A 17,035-nucleotide genomic window follows, 5' to 3' on the forward strand; every position below is an offset into this window, starting at 1 on the left:
TGCTCATGACCATGTAGATGGTCATATAGCATGTTGATCTTAACAATTCCAGAGCCCACGCAGGAGAACGGGCTTTGATCTGACAGTGCCGGGCAGGCGGTACATCAGCCTCCGCAGGCACCGGCTCGCAAGGGCCAGCAACCGGGCGAGTTCCTCAGGGTGCCGCCCGCCATCAGCGAGTCCGTATCAGACCTCGCCGGCGTGGTGGTAGATGTTTTGTTCTTGATTTGTTTCCAATAATATTGTATCTGATTCGAGAACGCAGATCCGACGCCACGACGAACGCTGAAGTCACCGTCTTTGCCTTGTTGTCACCAGGGGTGAAGTCATGAACGCGCACACCCTCCAGACTGCGGATTTGGCCGTGCCCGCTCCGGTCGAGGCGTGGCCCAGCCTGGACCTCGGCCTGCTTGACGAGCAGGCGGACGCACCGCCGCCTTTCCCGCTGGACGTGCTGCCACCCCTCTGGCGCGCGTGGACTGAGGCCGCGGCGGCAAGCACGGTCGCGCCGACCGACTATGTGGCCCTGTCGCTGCTGACCGCGGCGGGGAGCCTCGTCTCGGACCGCCGGGTCGCGCCGGCCCGGGGCTGGGTGGAACCGTGCATCTTGTGGACGATGCTGGTCGGGCCGCCCTCGTGCGGCAAGACGCCGGCCGTGGAGGCGGTATGCGGCCTGCTGCGGACCTTGGAGCATCAGCGCCGGTACGGGCCGCAGGCCTCGCAAGCACACACGACGTCCGCGCCGCTGTTCACCAACGGCACGACCATCGACGCCGTCCTCGGCGTGCTGCGCGAGATCGGGCCGCGGGGCGTGCTGCTGGTGCGCGACGAGCACGGCGGCTGGCCATCGCAAATGGCGCGCGGCACGCGCGACGGCAGCGCCCAGGCGTTCTGGCTCTCCACCTGGTGCCAGCGCGGCCTGGATCTGGGCTGGCGCGGCAAGACGATCGAGCTCGACGGCCCGTCGCTCTCGATCCTGGGCACGGCGCATCCCGACGCGCTGGCGCCGGCCTTGGCCCGCGACGACAGCGGCATGCTGGCGCGCTTCCTGTTCGTGCGTCCGGCGCCAGCGGCGTGCCCGCGGCCGCTGCCGCTGCCCGAAGACGAGGGCGCCGTGACGATCGAGGCGGTGTCCGCCTTGCGGCGGCTCTGCGAACGGCCGTGGTGCATGCGCGACCTGCCGCTGGCGGATGAAGCGCATGCCGCCTTCGAGGACTTCCGCCGGGCGCACCGTGTCCCGATGCGCGACCTTGCAGGCCGGGAGGCGGCGTGGTGGGGCAAGGGGCCCAGCCAGGTGCTGCGGCTGGCGGGCGTGCTGACATTCCTCGGCTGGGCGGCCAGCCCGCAAGGCGCGGCCGAGCCGGCGCATGTGCCCGCATGGGCCATCGCGGCGGCGGCGCGGATGTGGCGCGACTACCTGTGGCCGCACGCGCAGGCGACGTTCCGCATCGCCGGTTCCGGCGGTGAGGGCGAGAGCCGCCAGCGCCAGGTGCTGCGCTGGCTGGCGGCGCGGCGCCTGCCCGAGGTGTCGCGCGAGAATATCCGCCGCGAGGCGCTGTCGCAGGCGCTGGATGCCGCCGGCACCCAGCGGCTGATCGAGGATCTCGTCGAGGGCGGCTGGCTGCAGCCGGTGACGCCGGCCAAGGGCGGCCGCGGCCGCCGCCGCCGGCGCTGGCTGGTGCACCCCGACCTTTGCGGTGCCGGGACGGCGGGCGACCTCGGGGCAGCCGATCCGGATGATGCCGCCCCTTCCATTTCCGCAATCTCCGCACGCGCTTCTCACGCAAGTGGCGCCGCCGCGCCGCTTCCCGCCGGCAGGAGCGATCCGGCGGAAAAGGGCATGCCGCCTGATATGGATCCGGTGACGCGGACGGCGGATGTCGGCGGCGGCAGCCATGGGCTGCGGCCGCCGTTCGGCGAGCGCGCTCAGCGCCGGCGTGAGCCGTTCGCGCAATCGCGCAACAGTGTTGATGCGGCCGTCCAACCTTCGGCGGCGTGACACGTGGGCGTCCCGCACCGTGGGTCTGTCCGGTCATACCGGTTTGCGATCGACCATCCAGACGATACTGTCGGCTTCCCCTCATCGCTTCGCGCCGGCGCCGGGCGAAGACGAAAACAATAGTCTGCAGTATGGTTTCGATGCTTTTCGCCACCTACAACATCCACTTCGGCCTGGGCAGCGACCACCGCTACGACGTGGCGCGGATCGCCGATGCCGTGGCTGCCGCCGATGTGATCTGCCTGCAGGAGGTCGTGCAGGGCTGGGCGCTCAACGCCTTTGCCGACCAGGCGGCCGAGATCGCCGCGCGGCTGAACCGCTATGTCTGGTTCCACGGCGCCTTCGACGCCGACTCCAGCGCGGTCGAGGGCGACGGCCGGATCCTCAATCGCCGGCGCACCTTCGGCAACGCCGTGCTGTCGCGCTGGCCGATCAGCGAGGCCCGCGGCCACCTGCTGCCCAAGACTTCCCTGCCGACGCAGTTCGACCTGCAGCGCGGCATGGTCGAGGCCGTGATCGCGGCGCGGTCGCGGCCGCTGCGCGTCTACAGCCTGCATCTCTCGCACCTGACGCCGCGCCAGCGCCTGCCGCAGATCGCTGCCGTGCTCGACCTGGTGCACGGCGCGGCGCGGCGCGGCGGCACCTGGGATCACCAGGTGGCCGACCTGTTCGGCTTCAGCGAGAAGGCGCCGCCGGTGCCCACTGCCGCGGTCGTGATGGGCGATTTCAACTTCACGCATGCCGACCCGGAATACCCAGCGATCTGCGGCGAGCTGCATCCCTTCATGGGCCGCGTCACGCAGGCCGACGGCCTGGTCGATGCCTGGGCCGCCGCCGGCAATGTCGAGGACCGCGAGAGCTTCCCCGGCGACGGCCGGATCGACCATTGCTTCATCACCGCCGACCTCGCGCCCCAGGTGCGCCGCGCCTGGATCGACGACACGACGCCGGCGTCCGACCACTTCCCGCTGTTCGTCGAGCTCGACGTGTAGCCGGCACAGTTGTCATCCCGAGCGCAGCGAGGGATCTCCTGCAGCACGGCGCACGGTGCGCTGTTCACAGGAGATCCCTCGCTGCGCTCGGGATGACAGCGGAGCGTCGGCGCCGACATGGCGCGCCGCGGCCGCGTCGTCTAGCATGGCCACGTGCAGGAGGCGCCCGTGAGCATCGAGTTTCTCATAACGTCGCTGATCGTCGTCGCCTCGCCGGGCACCGGCGTGCTGTTCACGCTGGCCGCCGGCATCTCGCGCGGCGGGCGTGCCAGCGTGATCGCCGCGTTCGGCTGCACCCTGGGCATCATCCCGCACATGGCCGCCGCCGTGCTGGGCCTGGCCGCCGTGCTGCACACCAGCGCGCTGGCGTTCGAGATCCTGAAGTACCTGGGCGTGGCCTACCTGCTCTACATGGCCTGGGCCACGCTGCGCGAGCAGGGCGCGCTGGCGGTGCCGACCGAGGTCGGGGCGCGCTCGGCGCTGCAGGTGATCGGCAGCGCCATCCTGGTCAACGTCCTCAATCCCAAGCTGTCGATCTTCTTCCTGGCCTTCCTGCCGCAGTTCGTGCGCGCCGACGAGGCCCGGCCGCTGGCCAGCATGCTGCAGCTGAGCGGCGTCTTCATGCTGCTCACCTTCGTGGTGTTCGTGGCCTATGGCCTCGCCGCCGCCGCCGTGCGCCACCACATCATCTCGCGGCCGCGCGTGCTGGCATGGATGCGCCGCACGTTCGCCGCCGCGTTCGTCGGGCTGGGCGCCAAGCTGGCCCTGACCGACCGCTAGGGAGGCGGCATGAGGATCGACGGCGGCTGCCACTGCGGCCATGTGACCTATGAGGCCGAGATCGACCCGGCGCAGGTCTCGATCTGCCACTGCACCGACTGCCAGACGCTGACCGGCTCGCCGTTCCGCGTCACGGTGCTGACCGCGCGGCAGAACATCCGCCTCACCGGCAGCCCGCCCAGGCTCTATGCCAAGACCGGCGACAACGGCCGCCGGCGCCTGCAGTATTTCTGCCCCGAATGCGGCTCGCCCATCTTCACCGCCGGCGAGGGCGACGAGGCCGACAGCTGGGGCATCCGCTGGGGCAGCATCCGCCAGCGCCGCGACCTGGTCCCCCGGCGGCAGATCTGGTGCCGCTCGGCGCTGCCCTGGATCCATGGCCTGGGCGGCCTGCCGGGCGCGGAAACCGACGCCTGAGCCCGGTCCCGGCTTCGCATGGCGGCGCGCGGCGCGCTACACTGGGCGGATGAGTCCTGCTGCTTCTTCCGATTCACCCGCGGTGCTTGATCTGTTCGTCGTCGGCGGCGGCGTCAACGGCGCCGGCATCGCCTGCGACGCCAACGGCCGCGGCCTCAAGGTCGGGCTGTGCGAGATGAACGATTTCGCCAGCGCCACCAGCTCGGCCTCGTCCAAGCTGATCCATGGCGGGCTGCGCTACCTGGAGCACTACGAGTTCCGGCTGGTGCGCGAGGCCCTGAAGGAGCGCGAGCTGCTGCTGGCCAAGATGCCGCACCTCTCCTGGCCGCTGCGCTTCGTGCTGCCGCATGAGCCGCATCTGCGGCCGCGCTGGATGCTGCGCGTGGGGCTGTTCATCTACGATCACCTCGACCGCCGCATGCGGCTGCCCAAGACCGAAAGCGTCAGGCTGCAGCGCAGCCCCTACGGCGCCGGGCTCAAGCCCGATTTCGGCTTCGGCTTCGTTTATTCCGACGGCTGGGTCGACGATGCCCGCCTGGTGATCGGCAACCTGAAATCGGCCGCCAACCGCGGCGCCCGGATCTTCGCGCGCCACAAATGCGTCGCCGCCCGCCGCATCGAGGCGGCCGGACGCCGTCTGTGGCAGGTCACGCTGGAGGAGGCGGCCACCGGCCGCCGCCTCGACGTGCAGGCGCGCGGCCTGGTCAATGCGACCGGCCCCTGGGTCAGGCAATGGTTCGACGATGTCGGCCATGTCGCGACCCGCAAGCGCGTGCGGCTGGTGAAGGGCAGCCACATCGTGGTGCCGAAGCTGCACGATGGCGACCACGCCTTCATCCTGCAGAACGACGACAAGCGCATCGTCTTCGTGATCCCCTACGAGCGCGAATTCTCGCTGATCGGCACCACCGACATCGAGCTCGACACCTACGCGCCCGGCCCGGTGGCCATCACCCCCGAGGAGGTGACGTATCTCTGCACGCTCTCCAACCACTACATGCAGAAGCAGATCACGCCGGCCGACGTGGTGTGGTCCTATGCCGGCGTGCGGCCGCTGTTCGACGACGGCACTGACGACCCCTCGGCGGTGACGCGCGACTACGTGCTGGAGATCGACGCCGCCGACGGCCAGGCGCCGCTGCTGAGCGTCTTCGGCGGCAAGATCACGACCTACCGCAAGCTCGCCGAGCACGCGATGGACGATCTCGGCAAGTACTACCCGTCGATGGGCGGCCGGTGGACCGACCAGGAGCCGCTGCCCGACGGCGAGATGCCGCACGCCGATTTCGACGGCTTCGCGCGCGGCCTGATCGGGGTCCATCCCGGACTGCCGCAAACCTACCTCTGGCGCCTGGCGCGCCGCCACGGCGCCGGCTGCGACGACCTGCTGGGCACCGCCAGGACCCCGGCCGATCTGGGCCGCCATTTCGGCGGCGATCTCTACGAGATCGAGGTCGACCATCTCATCCGCCACGAATGGGCGCGCGAGCCCGACGACGTGCTGTGGCGCCGTACCAAGGAAGGCCTGCATATGACCCAGGCGCAGCGCCAAGCCTTCGCGGACTGGATGACCGCGCAGCGGCGGGACGCGGCTTAGCCAACGCGACGTGGCAAGCTCAACGAACGGTCCACCCGAGAGCACCCACCATGCCTGCACGCCATATCCTTGCGATCGACCAGGGGACGACCTCGACGCGCGCCATCGTGTTCGACGCCGCGGCGCGGGCCGTGGCCACTTCGCAGCGCGAGCTGCCGCAGATCTACCCGGCGCCGGGCTGGGTCGAGCACGACCCCGAGGAGATCTGGCGCGCCACGGTGGCGGTATGCCGCGACGCGCTGGCCCGGGCCGGGCTCGACGCCGCCGCCGTCGCCGGCATCGGCATCACCAACCAGCGCGAGACCACCATCGTGTGGGACCGCGAGACCGGCGCGGCGGTTCACAACGCCATCGTCTGGCAGGACCGCCGCACGGCCGAGCGCTGCGCCGAGCTGAAGGCGGCCGAGCTCGAGCCGGAGTTCCGGCAGCGCACCGGCCTGGTGCTCGATCCGTATTTCTCGGGCACCAAGCTCGCCTGGATCCTGGACAACGTGCCCGGCGCACGCGCCCGGGCCGAGGCCGGCACGCTGGCCTTCGGCACCGTCGAGTCGTTCCTGCTGTGGCGGCTGACGGGTGGCCGCCGGCATGCCAGCGACGCCACCAACGCCGCCCGCACCTTGCTCTACAACATCAACAGCCAGCGCTGGGACCTCGACCTGCTGCGCCTGCTCGACATCCCGCACGCGCTGCTGCCCGAGGTGGTCGATTGCGCCGGCGATTTCGGCGCCACCACGGCCGACCTGCTGGGCGCGCCGATCCCGGTGCTGGGCATGGCCGGCGACCAGCAGGCGGCCACGGTCGGGCAGGCCTGCCTCAAGCCCGGCATGGTCAAGAGCACCTACGGCACCGGCTGCTTCGCACTGCTCAACACCGGCGCCACGGCGGTGCGTTCGAAGCACCGGCTGCTCACCACCATCGCCTATCGCCTGGACGGCGTGGCGACCTATGCCCTGGAGGGCAGCATCTTCGTGGCTGGCGCCGCCGTGCAGTGGCTGCGCGACGGGCTGAAGCTGATCAACAGGTCGGCCGACGTCGAGGCCCTGGCCGGGGCGGCGCGGCCCGGCCATGGGGTCTTCATGGTGCCGGCCTTTGTCGGCCTGGGCGCGCCCTACTGGGATCCCGACGCGCGCGGCGCATTGCTGGGCCTGACGCGCGACACCGGACCGGCCGAGATCGCGCAGGCGGCGCTCGATTCGGTCTGCTACCAGACGCGCGACCTCATCGAGGCGATGAAGGCCGACGGCGCCGCGATCGCGGCGCTGCGCGTCGACGGCGGCATGGTGGCCAACGGGCCGCTGATGCAGCGCCTGGCCGACACGCTGGGCGTGGCGGTCGAGCGTCCCACCGTCACCGAGACCACGGCGCTGGGCGCCGCCCTGCTGGCCGGCCTGCAGGCCGGCCTGTTCCCGTCGCTCGACAGCGTCGCCGCCACCTGGCAGCTCGACCGCGCCTTCGCGCCCCGGGAGGACCAGGCGGCGCGCGACCAGCGCTACGCCGGCTGGCAGGCGGCCGTCAAACGCGTGCGCAGCGCGGGATGATCCCAGGGCGACTGGACGACAGCGCCCCCCGAATGGGGATTAGGATCGATAACGGCTCGATGCTGGAAGAAACTGGGCGCATGTCAGCGGCTGTGCGGCGCAGGTTGCGGGACTGGACCAGCACGTACCGCGTGGAGCCTAACGAAAACTGGCGTCTTGTGCGGGCTGGTCGACCGCTGAAGAGGATCCGGTAATGACGTCACATCGCATTGCTCGAGCCACGCCGCGTCGCGACTTCACTGTCGATATCGAATGGGCCGACGGGTCGCGCAGCACGGCAGATCTCAAGCCTGCGATCGCTCGCGGCGGCATGTTGGCCGATTTGGGGGAACCGGCTGTGTTCCTGCGCCGCATGTTCGTTCACGCCGAGGGTGAGAGCCTGGCATGGGAAATATTCGGGCAGTTTGTCGACTTCCATGCCGACAATCTCTGGGCGATCAGTCATGCTGCGCCCGCAGCAGCCGAATAACGGATCGTCACCCCGACCTTACGTTTCCCTAAGTAACGCACGATCCCGTCACGTCTTCCGCCGCCGATAGTGTGGACGTAGGCTCCGGCCGCCTCGAGCAAGGGAGGGCGTCATGATGTTCCGTCGTGTCGTGCTGGCATCTGCCCTGGTGTTGATCGCCGCTTCCGCCGCGGCGCAAACGCCGCCCGCCACGCGGGTGCGCGGCGAGATCACGGGCTACAGCGATCGCGTGCTGAGCGTGACGGCGCGCGAGGGCGACAAGCTCACCATCAAGCTGGCCGACGGCTTCGGCGTGATCGGCGTCACCAAGGCCGACATCGCCGACATCAAGCCCAACAGCTTCGTGGGCATCGCCGCGCTCAAGGGCGGCGACGGCAAGTGGGTGGCCCTGGAAGTGCTGGTGTTTCCCGAGAGCGCGCGCGGCTCCGGCGAGGGCCATTATCCCTGGGACCTGCAGCCGCAGAGCACCATGACCAACGGCACCGTCGCCACGGTCACGGAAGCGGCGCATGGCCGCGTCCTGAAGGTCGCGTACAAGGGCGCCGAGCAGCCGATCGAGATCACCGTGCCGCCGTCGGCGCCCATTGTCACCTTCGCAGCGGGCTCGCCGGATCTGCTGAAGCCCGGCAATCACATGTTCGCGTCCGTGACCAAAGGGCCGGGCGGCGATCTCAGCGCGGCACGCGTGCTGGTCGGCATCGGCGGCCTCGTGCCGCCGATGTAGGCCGCCGGCGCCGACATAGCCATGGACACTGCCGTGCGCCCGCCGCAGGATCGCCGCCAACGCCGGCAGGGAGTGCGTCAATGCTGCGGCGGAGGGAACGCCTGGTTGGATGGTCGTGCGCATGGCTGTGCGGCCTTGTTGTCGTGGCCGCGCTGGCGGCCGGCGCGGCGCCGGCTGATGCCGAGGCAGGGCTCGAGATCGGGCCGTCGCGCACGGCGCGCGTCGAGGGCAGGCCCGAGCGCTTCCTGGTGTGCGACCGGCCGGGCGGCGCGCCCGTGCTGGGAGTGGTGCTGGGGCGGCGGACGGTGTCGGTGCCGCATGCGCTCGATGGCGAGACGGTGGTGCTCGACGCAAGCGGATGCGAGCCGCCGGTCTCGGCGCGGCCGAGCGTGCAGTGCAGCCTGGGCCGGGCGCCGGGGCTGATGCATGTCGATGTCCGCCTTGCCGATCGCACGCGGCGCCTGGGCCGCGGCATCTTCGGCGAGCGCTGGGAGTACCGCACGCTGCGCATGCGGCGGCTGAGCGGCCAGGACGTCGTGTCCTGGGTCGATCAGGAGGTCGAGCTGCCGCCGGACGAGCTGTTCGAGGACCGCACCGTGCGCCATGTCGACCCGCCCCGCGGGTCGGCCGAGGACGCCTGCGGCGCCGGCTTCCTCGTGATCCGCTCGCATGTCAGGCAGGGCGCGGCGCTGGTGCTGTACGCCTTCGCGCCGACCGGCCTCGAGCCGCGGGCCGTGTCCGAGCCGCTGGGCGCGCGCGAGCGGTGGCGCGATGTGATCGGCATCGCCGATGTCGTGGGCGACGGCCGCCGGCGCATCGTCGAGGTCGTCGAGCCGCACCAGGTCGGACGGCTGCAGGTCGACGGCATCCGGGTCGGCCGGATCGAGCCCGATGCGTCGCTGGACGGCTACACCAGCCACCGCTTCGGTTCCGTGCGCCAGGGCATCGGCGCGCTGCTCGACGTCACCGGCGATGGCGTCGCCGACATCGTGGTGCCGACCAGCGACTGGAAATGTCTCGCTGTGGTCACGGCGCAGCGCGGCGCCCTGCGCGAGGCAGGCCGCCTGTCCTGCGCCGAATCGCCGATCGTCGACGTGCTGGCGGCCGGCCTCAATGGCGATTCCCGGGACGACCTCGTCAGCGTGCGCGCCGACGGCACCATCGAGGCATGGCTGCGGTAGCGCCGGCGCGGCGCGCTACCGCGTTTCCGTCTGCCCCCACTTGTCGGCCGTCTCGATGAACGACGAGAAGACCTTGCGGATCGTGGCCTCGGGCAGGTCGCGGGTGATGAAGACGATGCGGGTGCGGCGGTCGTCGTCGGGCCACTTCTCCAGCACCGCGGGCGGATGGAAGACGTGCTGCACGCCGTGCACCACCACCGGCTTGTCGCTGTCGATGACGTTGAGGATGCCCTTGATGCGCAGCAGGTCGGGGCCGCGATAGGTCACCAGCGCGTCGAAGGCGGCGGCGATGGTGGCCCATTGCAGCGGCGTGTCGAAGACCAGGCAGAAGGAGCGAATCCGATCGTCGTGGCGGTTGACGTCGTGCGGGTCCTGGTCGCGATGCGCGTGGTCCTCGCCCGGCCCGGGGCCGGCGAAAGGATCGTCGGGCGATCCGGACGCGCGGCCATCATCGTCGTGGCGATGGTGATGGTCGTCGTGGTGATGGCCGTGGCCGTGACCGTGGTGGTGATGGCCGTGCGCGTCGTGCTCGGCGAGGTAGGCCTCGTCGCGCAGCCAGCGCTTGACGTCGGCGGTCTTGGTCTCAGGGTTGTAGAGGCCGGCGTTCATCACGTCGGCGGGCGCCACCGCGCCGAACTTGACCGGCAGCACCGGCGCGCCGGGGTTGAGCTGGTGCAGGCGGCCGCGCAGGGACGTCACCTGGTCCTCGGAGGCGAGGTCGGTCTTGGTCAGCAGCAGCCGGTCGGCCACCGCCGCCTGCTTCACCGACTCGGCATGGTTGTCCAGGGTGCCGGCGCCGTTGACCGCGTCGACGGTGACGACGACGCCGTCCATGCGGAAGCGCGAGGCGAGCAGGGGATCGGTCATCAGGGTGTGCAGGATCGGCGCCGGGTCGGCGAGCCCCGTGGTCTCCACCACCATGCGCTTGAACGGCGTCACCTCGCCGCGCGTGCGCTTCATGTACAGCTCGCTCATGGTGCGCACCAGGTCGCCGCGCACCGTGCAGCACAGGCAGCCGCTGTTGAGCGTGACCAGCCCGTCCTCGTCGGACTTCTCGACCAGCTGGTGGTCCAGCCCGATGTCGCCGAACTCGTTGATGATGACGGCGGTGTCGCCCATCTCCGGCTGGCGCAGCAGCTCGCGCAGCACCGTGGTCTTGCCGCTGCCCAGGAACCCGGTCAGCACCGATACCGGAATGCGCTCTTCAGCCGCCTCGCTCATGTCTACTCCCCGTCATCCCCGCCGCGCCAGAAGCGCGCCGCCTTGCGGAAGCGCTTGCCGGCCGAGGCCACCGCCCGGTCGTCGTCGCCGCCGGCCTGGGCGCGGCCGGCAAGCCAGCCGGTCAGCACGCCCGCGATCCAGTCCAGCCGGCCCTTGGGCCGGGCGGCGGCGCGGATGTCGGCGATCACCTTGGCCGCGACGAGCCGGTCGTTGGCCAGGCCCAGCGCATCCTGCATACCGGCCGCAGCCTGGATATAGGCGCCGGCAGCCTTGCGGTCAAAGAGCTTGGACAGGAACGAGGCCGCGTAGCGCTGCTTCTTGACACGCAGGCGCAGCGCGTGGCGCTGGGCGCCGTCGAGGCGGCGGAAGCGCTCCAGCCCCTTGCGCAGCTTGCGGTCGCGGCCGCGCAGCACGTCGCGTGCGAACCCCAGCGCATCGGGCACCGACGGCGCCGGCATCGGCGGCGGCACATCCGAGACGGCGACCGCGTCGCCCGGCACGGCGGACAGCGGCGGCGGCACCGTCGGTTCGGCTGGAGGCGGCGGCTCCGTGGGCGCGGGCAAGCTGGCCAGGCGCGCATCGAAGGCGGTGAAGACGTCGCCGGTCAGCACGCGCCGTGCCGCGTCGTGGCGGGTGCGGCGCAGGCGCAACGCCGCTGCCCGGAAGGAGCGCAGCTCATGCAGGACGGCATCGTGGTCGGCGAAGCTGGCCTCGGCTTCCTTCAGCACGCCGATCAGGAACACGTCGAGGTCGCGGGTCGGACCGCAGGCATCGGCGAGCAGCTTGGCATCCGCACGCAGGGCCAGGATCGCCTCGTCCGCCAGCGGCCGGCCGAACAGCGTGGCTGCCGCCCGCATGCGCCGCAGCGCCACGCGCGTGCCGTGGATGCCGACGGGATCGCGGGCGGTCAGCACAGTCTGCCGCGCCGCCAGCAGGTCGGCATGGCAGGAGGCCAGCGCGTCATGCGCCAAGACGGCGAGGGCCGGCACCGCGTCGCTGCCGACAGGGTCTTGGTGAAGGGGCATGTTCATTCGTGGGCCATCCCAGCACGCGGGCGCGTGACAAACAAATGACGGTTTTGTTGCGATGGCTGCTGCAGCGTCGCACCTACTATTGGTAGTGAGATTTGGCGCGGTATCTGCAGGATATGGATGGATCTTCGCAAACGCGTGAGCGTGCTGGGGCGCGAGGCGGGTTGTCCGGATGGAACAAGAAGGCGCATCTCATGCCGCCTGGCGGCCGGGGTGCTGCGCCTGGCCCGAGCGGCTTGGGACGACAGGGGATCGCGCGGCTGCGCGCCCGACCGTTGCTTTTTTCGCACACCACATCCATCTAATCGGCGATATCACGGCCGATGACAGCGGTGGTCGGTCCGTGGTTCCATGATCCCATGAGTACGAGTTCGCTCCAGGGCCCAGGACGCATGAGCATCGACACCGGGGCATTCAAAAGCGGGATGCGGCACCTAGCGGCCAGCGTCTGCCTGATCACGACACGCCATGGCGTGGAGCGCGGTGGCTTGACGGCGACCGCCGTGTGCTCGGTGTCGGCCGACCCGCCGCAGCTTCTGGTGTGCGTCAACCGTGAGGCCAGCGCCCATCCGCTGATCGTCGCCAGCCGCATCTTCGCCGTGAACGTTCTGGCGCCCTGCCATCGCCCCATCGCCGAGCGCTTCGCCGGCATGGATGGGGTCGAGGGCGATGCGCGGTTCGTCGACCTGGGCGACTGGCGCACCTTGGCGACCGGCGCGCCGGTGCTGGGCGGCTGCCCGGTGACGTTCGACTGCAAAGTCGTGAACACCACCGTCGCAGGCACGCACACCATCGTCATCGGCGAGATCGTCGATGTGTGCCTGGACGCCGCCCACCTGCCGCTGCTTTACGCGCAAGGTGTCTTCATCCACGGTGAGCACCTGAAGGCTGCGTCGTAAGGCGCCACCGCCGTCCTTTGACATCGCCATGGCTTTGACGGCTAATGCAGGCCGTCACGGTCTTTCGATCGCAAGATCGGGAGCTTAAGAGGGAATCCGGTGCGCCGCGCGGCAAGGCCGGAGCTGCCCCCCACAACTGTCGACGGCGAGCTTCCGTCTCCTTCACGTCACTGATGCGCCGCGCATCGGGAAGACCGGACGAAGCAGCGACCCGTGAGCCAGGAGACCTGCCGCGACGTCATCCACGTTCTCGGGCGGGGTGTTCCGGCGGGCGCGGGCGATCGGTGGCGTCACGCCATCCCTTTTTCAGCGCATGTCCGAGCGGCTTTTGCCCCGGGTGAGCGGGGTCATCGATGCTGGGTCTGCGCCAGGAGGGAACCGGTCACGGGCCGGCGGATACGAACCGGAGGCTCGACGTTCCGCAGGCGGCGCGGCCGCTGCGCCTGATCTGGAGCTATGCCGTGGCGATCGCCTTCGTCCACGGCCTGGCCTTGCTGGCGTTCTCGCCCTGGTTCTTCAGCTGGACGGGCGTCGCGCTGGCGCTGCTGGGGCTGTACGTCTTCGGCACGCTGGGCATCAACCTGTGCTTCCACCGCCTGCTGACGCATCGCGGCCTGGCCCTGCCGAAAAGCCTGGAGCGCGCCTTCGCCATCCTGGGCGTGTGCTGCGTGCAGGACACGCCGGCGCGCTGGGTCGCCATCCACCGCCGCCACCACGCGCGCGCCGACGAGCAGCCCGATCCGCACAGTCCGCTTGCCGGCTTCCTGTGGGGGCATATTGGCTGGATCGTCTTCCAGAACCGCGAGCTGACGCGCGAGGCGCTGGTCTCGCGCTACGCCAAGGACGTCATGCGCGATCCCGTCTATGCCGCGCTGGAGCAGCGGCTGCGCTGGGTGTGGGTGATCCTGGCGTCGTGGCTGGTCTTCTTCGCCGCCGGGGCCGCCGCCGGGCTTGCGCTGGGCGGCAGCGTGTCGCAGGCGCTGCAGTTCGGTTCAAGCCTGCTGGTGTGGGGTGCCTTCGTGCGCACCGTGCTGGTCTGGCACATCACCTGGTCGGTCAACTCGGTGGCCCATCTGTGGGGCTATCGCACCTACGAGACCGGCGAGGGCAGCCGCAACAACCTGATCGTCGGCTTCATCAGCAACGGCGAGGGCTGGCACAACAACCATCATGCCGATCCGCGCGCGGCCCGGCACGGCCACCGCTGGTGGGAGCTGGATGTGACCTGGCTCACCATCCGCCTGCTGGCCGCGCTGGGGCTGGCCCGGAAGGTGGTTGCCCCCTCCGTCGGGCGGCCGCGACGGTGAGCGTTGCGCTCCCGGGCGGCTGCGATTATGGTCCGCGCGCTTGCGGCATTGGGGCGTAGCCAAGTGGTAAGGCAGCGGATTTTGATTCCGCCATCCCCAGGTTCGAATCCTGGCGCCCCAGCCAGATCCATCCTGCAGCGCGATCGGGCGGCTGGCCGGTTACAAGATCGTTGATCGCATGACGTTGGCGCCCGCTCTTTCTCGGCACGGCGTTCTGTCCCTCAAGCCATCGGATGACCCGGCGGCGCTGGAGGCGCCACGCGCCGCACGCCTGGAAAGGGCCTTTGCGCGTGGTTCGGGGCACGGGCTGCTGTGCCTGGGCGCCGACGAGGTCGGGACGACCCTGTCGCCGACATTGGCGTACTGGCGCGAGATGGCGGCGCGCTTCATTGCGGCGCTGTGCGCCCTGCCTGGCCTGGACGCCGCGCAACGCAAGCCCCACGTGCCGGTCCCGGCTGAGGAAGACCTGACCCGATGGGCTGCCGCCGTGCCGCCGATGACGGGCGCGGAATACCTCACGGTCCCGGTCCTCGCCGATTTGTGGCGCCGCATGGACGGCGCCTTCGATGCCGAGCTGTCGGAAGCCGGCTTGTCCGTGCAGGCCTTCCTGAAGGCGCGGCATCCGGCCTGGAACCTTGTCGGACGGGTGCATTTCCACCTTGCCGAGAACCGCAGGGACGAGGAGGCACCGTTCGCCTTCATGGCGTCCTACACGACACGGCTGTCGGCGCAGGCCAAGGCGCAGCACCTGCCGCTGGGCAAGGCGCTGCAGGAATATGCCGGGGCGAAGAACCGCGAGCGCCTGCTGTCGCTGCTGACGCCCGTGCAGCGCGCAGCCGAGCGATGCGCCTGGCTGAAACCGATGGTCGACTCGGGCGAGATCTATCATCCGCTGCGCTGGCGTCCGCAGCAGGCGGTGCAGTTCCTGAAGGACGTGCCTGATCTTGAGAGCGCCGGCGTCGTTGTGCGGATGCCGGCGACATGGCGCATGAACCGGCCGGCGCGCCCGCAGGTGAAAGCCACCGTGGGTGGCAACCCGCCGTCCAAGCTCGGGCTGGACGCGCTGCTCGACTTCCATGTCGAGGTGTCTCTCGATGGCGAGAAGCTATCTGCGGCCGAGATCAAGCGCCTGCTCGCCCAAACCGAAGGGCTGGCCTTCATCCGCGGCAAGTGGGTGGAGATCGATCCCGAGCGGCTGAGCCGCACGCTGGGTCAGTTCGAGGCGATCGAGCGCCGGGCTGCCGCCGAGGGCCTGTCGTTCGGCGAGGCCATGCGCCTGCTGGCCGGTGCCGGGATCGCCGGCGACCCGGACCGCCAGACCGATGCCGACTGGAGCCAGGCCATCGCCGGACCGTGGCTTTCGCAGACGCTGGCGGATCTGCGCCACCCGGACGGCACAAGGGGTGTCGATCCCGGTCGCGCGCTGGCGGGCACATTGCGGCCCTATCAGCAAGCGGGCCTGCAATGGCTGCATCTGCTTGCCCGCCTCGGGCTGGGCGCCTGCCTGGCCGACGACATGGGGCTGGGCAAGACCATCCAGGTCCTGTCGTTGCTGCTGGTGCTGAAGCAACAGGCCGCCAGCGCGCCCAAGCCGTCGCTGCTGGTGGCGCCGGCATCGCTGCTCGCCAACTGGTCATCGGAGATCGCCCGCTTCGCACCGGAGCTGAAGGCGGCCGTGGTTCACCCCTCGGTCATGCCGGCGGAAGTCCTGAAGTCGGATGGTGCCGAAGCGTTGGCCGGCATCGACCTTGCCATCACCAGCTACGGCTTTCTCGGCCGCGTGCCGTGGCTGGCGGCGACGCCGTGGCGGCTCGCGATCCTCGACGAGGCGCAGGCCATCAAGAATCCGGGCGCCAGGCAGACGCGCACGGTGAAGCAGCTGCGGGCGGACGCACGCATCGCCCTGACCGGCACGCCGATCGAGAACCGGCTGGGCGATCTGTGGTCGATCTTCGACTTCATCAATCCGGGGCTGCTGGGATCGTCCAAGCAGTTCTCGTCCTATGCCAGGCGGCTGGCCGACCCCGACACGCCCAATCCCTACGGCCCCCTGCGCGACCTCGTGCGGCCCTACATCCTGCGCCGCATGAAGACCGACAAGAGCATCATCGCCGATCTGCCGGACAAGGCCGAGGTCAAGGCCTTCTGCGCGCTGAGCCGCAAGCAGGCGGCGCTCTACCAGCAGGCGGTCAGCGAGCTCGCCGGTCAGCTCGCGGACGCCGACGGCATTGCCCGCAAGGGCGTCATCCTGGCGATGCTGATGCGCCTCAAGCAGATCTGCAATCATCCCTCGCAATGGCTCGGCGATGGCGCTTGGGCCGAAGGCGACAGCGGCAAGCTCGCGCGCCTGCGCGAGATCACGGAGGAGATTGCCGCCCGGCAGGAGAAGGCGCTGGTCTTCACCCAGTTCAGGGAGACGACGGGGCCTCTGGCGGCCTTCCTGGGCGCGGTGTTCGGCCGCGACGGCCTGGTGCTGCATGGCGAGACGGCTGTCGGCAAGCGTCGCGATCTGGTGCGACGCTTCCAGGAAGACGACGACGTGCCGTTCTTCGTGCTGTCGCTCAAGGCGGGCGGCGCCGGGCTGAACCTGACCGCGGCGTCGCATGTGATCCACTTCGACCGCTGGTGGAATCCGGCTGTTGAAAACCAGGCGACCGACCGTGCATTCCGCATCGGACAGACCAAGAATGTGCTGGTGCACAAGTTCCTCTGCCGCGGCACCATCGAGGAGAAGATCGACCGGATGATCGAGACCAAGCAGCAGCTCGCCGGCGATTTTCTGGGTGGCGGGGCGGACGCCGTCCTGACCGAGATGCAGGACGACGATCTGCTGAGGCTGGTGGCTCTCGACCTGACGACCGCCATGAAAGAGGGCTAGGC

General features: G+C 70.0%; 14 protein-coding genes, 1 tRNA gene and 1 riboswitch. Of the genes, 13 read left to right on the forward strand and 2 right to left on the reverse strand.

Annotated elements, in window-relative coordinates:
* Positions 1 to 364 precede the first annotated feature (364 nt).
* The 9 genes from FHP25_RS34370 to FHP25_RS34410 all read left to right on the forward strand — a co-directional run bounded on the left by FHP25_RS34370 (position 365) and on the right by FHP25_RS34410 (position 9,697).
* Complete coding sequence (locus FHP25_RS34370) at positions 365 to 1,999, forward strand: DUF3987 domain-containing protein (RefSeq protein ID WP_178133998.1); 1,635 nt, start codon at positions 365 to 367, stop codon at positions 1,997 to 1,999.
* Between the two features lie 140 nt (positions 2,000 to 2,139).
* A complete protein-coding gene (locus FHP25_RS34375) occupies positions 2,140 to 2,991 on the forward strand; it encodes an endonuclease/exonuclease/phosphatase family protein (RefSeq protein ID WP_178133999.1) in 852 nt (283 codons plus the stop codon).
* Between the two features lie 168 nt (positions 2,992 to 3,159).
* On the forward strand, positions 3,160 to 3,771 hold the full coding sequence (locus tag FHP25_RS34380; protein ID WP_147851518.1) for a LysE family translocator: 612 nt from the start codon (positions 3,160 to 3,162) through the stop codon (positions 3,769 to 3,771).
* Positions 3,772 to 3,780: 9 nt separating this feature from the next.
* Complete coding sequence (locus tag FHP25_RS34385; RefSeq protein ID WP_147851519.1) at positions 3,781 to 4,188, forward strand: GFA family protein; 408 nt, start codon at positions 3,781 to 3,783, stop codon at positions 4,186 to 4,188.
* A gap of 82 nt (positions 4,189 to 4,270) precedes the next feature.
* Entirely contained in the window at positions 4,271 to 5,785 is a 1,515-nt protein-coding gene (gene glpD, locus FHP25_RS34390) for a glycerol-3-phosphate dehydrogenase (RefSeq protein ID WP_331461718.1), read from the forward strand.
* Positions 5,786 to 5,835: 50 nt separating this feature from the next.
* The gene (gene glpK, locus FHP25_RS34395; RefSeq protein ID WP_147851521.1) at positions 5,836 to 7,323 is read left to right on the forward strand and encodes a glycerol kinase GlpK; all 1,488 of its coding nucleotides are present in this window, start codon (positions 5,836 to 5,838) and stop codon (positions 7,321 to 7,323) included.
* A 193-nt stretch (positions 7,324 to 7,516) separates the two neighbouring features.
* Entirely contained in the window at positions 7,517 to 7,792 is a 276-nt protein-coding gene (locus FHP25_RS34400; RefSeq protein ID WP_147851522.1) for a DUF2442 domain-containing protein, read from the forward strand.
* A gap of 112 nt (positions 7,793 to 7,904) precedes the next feature.
* Positions 7,905 to 8,516, forward strand: coding sequence for a hypothetical protein (locus FHP25_RS34405; protein ID WP_147851523.1), 612 nt, complete (start codon positions 7,905 to 7,907; stop codon positions 8,514 to 8,516).
* Positions 8,517 to 8,596: 80 nt separating this feature from the next.
* Positions 8,597 to 9,697: a hypothetical protein gene (locus tag FHP25_RS34410; protein ID WP_178134000.1), complete on the forward strand. Its 1,101-nt coding sequence runs from the start codon at positions 8,597 to 8,599 to the stop codon at positions 9,695 to 9,697.
* A 15-nt stretch (positions 9,698 to 9,712) separates the two neighbouring features.
* On the opposite strand, the gene FHP25_RS34415 is transcribed toward FHP25_RS34410, so the two are convergent.
* Both FHP25_RS34415 and FHP25_RS34420 read right to left on the reverse strand, forming a co-directional pair.
* Positions 9,713 to 10,918 (reverse strand): CobW family GTP-binding protein, encoded by a 1,206-nt coding sequence (locus FHP25_RS34415; protein ID WP_147851525.1) that lies wholly within the window; start codon positions 10,916 to 10,918, stop codon positions 9,713 to 9,715.
* Positions 10,919 to 10,920: 2 nt separating this feature from the next.
* A complete protein-coding gene (locus tag FHP25_RS34420) occupies positions 10,921 to 11,943 on the reverse strand; it encodes a CHAD domain-containing protein (protein WP_178134001.1) in 1,023 nt (340 codons plus the stop codon).
* Positions 11,944 to 12,374: 431 nt separating this feature from the next.
* Between FHP25_RS34420 and FHP25_RS34425 the strand changes: the two genes are divergently transcribed.
* From FHP25_RS34425 to FHP25_RS34440, 4 genes are all read left to right on the forward strand, one after another.
* Positions 12,375 to 12,848, forward strand: coding sequence for a flavin reductase family protein (locus FHP25_RS34425; protein ID WP_178134002.1), 474 nt, complete (start codon positions 12,375 to 12,377; stop codon positions 12,846 to 12,848).
* Between the two features lie 40 nt (positions 12,849 to 12,888).
* Positions 12,889 to 13,097: riboswitch (cobalamin riboswitch) on the forward strand.
* Between the two features lie 104 nt (positions 13,098 to 13,201).
* Positions 13,202 to 14,155 carry an acyl-CoA desaturase gene (locus tag FHP25_RS34430; protein WP_147851528.1) on the forward strand — a complete coding sequence of 318 codons (954 nt, stop codon included), beginning with the start codon at positions 13,202 to 13,204 and terminating at the stop codon, positions 14,153 to 14,155.
* A 49-nt stretch (positions 14,156 to 14,204) separates the two neighbouring features.
* Positions 14,205 to 14,279, forward strand: a tRNA-Gln gene (locus FHP25_RS34435).
* Between the two features lie 54 nt (positions 14,280 to 14,333).
* Positions 14,334 to 17,033, forward strand: a complete 2,700-nt coding sequence (locus FHP25_RS34440) for a DEAD/DEAH box helicase (RefSeq protein ID WP_147851529.1) — start codon at positions 14,334 to 14,336, stop codon at positions 17,031 to 17,033.
* Positions 17,034 to 17,035: the final 2 nt, after the last annotated feature.

The sequence above is a fragment of the Vineibacter terrae genome, assembly GCF_008039615.1.
Taxonomy (GTDB): domain Bacteria; phylum Pseudomonadota; class Alphaproteobacteria; order Reyranellales; family Reyranellaceae; genus Vineibacter; species Vineibacter terrae.

Coding starts and splice junctions, on each gene's coding strand:
- FHP25_RS34375 (WP_178133999.1), top strand. CDS start 2,140: ATGCTTTTCGCCACCTACAACATCCACTTCGGCCTGGGCAGCGACCAC.
- FHP25_RS34385 (WP_147851519.1), top strand. CDS start 3,781: ATGAGGATCGACGGCGGCTGCCACTGCGGCCATGTGACCTATGAGGCC.
- glpK (WP_147851521.1), top strand. CDS start 5,836: ATGCCTGCACGCCATATCCTTGCGATCGACCAGGGGACGACCTCGACG.
- FHP25_RS34400 (WP_147851522.1), top strand. CDS start 7,517: ATGACGTCACATCGCATTGCTCGAGCCACGCCGCGTCGCGACTTCACT.
- FHP25_RS34405 (WP_147851523.1), top strand. CDS start 7,905: ATGATGTTCCGTCGTGTCGTGCTGGCATCTGCCCTGGTGTTGATCGCC.
- FHP25_RS34410 (WP_178134000.1), top strand. CDS start 8,597: ATGCTGCGGCGGAGGGAACGCCTGGTTGGATGGTCGTGCGCATGGCTG.
- FHP25_RS34415 (WP_147851525.1), bottom strand. CDS start 10,918: ATGAGCGAGGCGGCTGAAGAGCGCATTCCGGTATCGGTGCTGACCGGG.
- FHP25_RS34420 (WP_178134001.1), bottom strand. CDS start 11,943: ATGCCCCTTCACCAAGACCCTGTCGGCAGCGACGCGGTGCCGGCCCTC.
- FHP25_RS34425 (WP_178134002.1), top strand. CDS start 12,375: ATGCGGCACCTAGCGGCCAGCGTCTGCCTGATCACGACACGCCATGGC.
- FHP25_RS34430 (WP_147851528.1), top strand. CDS start 13,202: ATGCTGGGTCTGCGCCAGGAGGGAACCGGTCACGGGCCGGCGGATACG.
- FHP25_RS34440 (WP_147851529.1), top strand. CDS start 14,334: ATGACGTTGGCGCCCGCTCTTTCTCGGCACGGCGTTCTGTCCCTCAAG.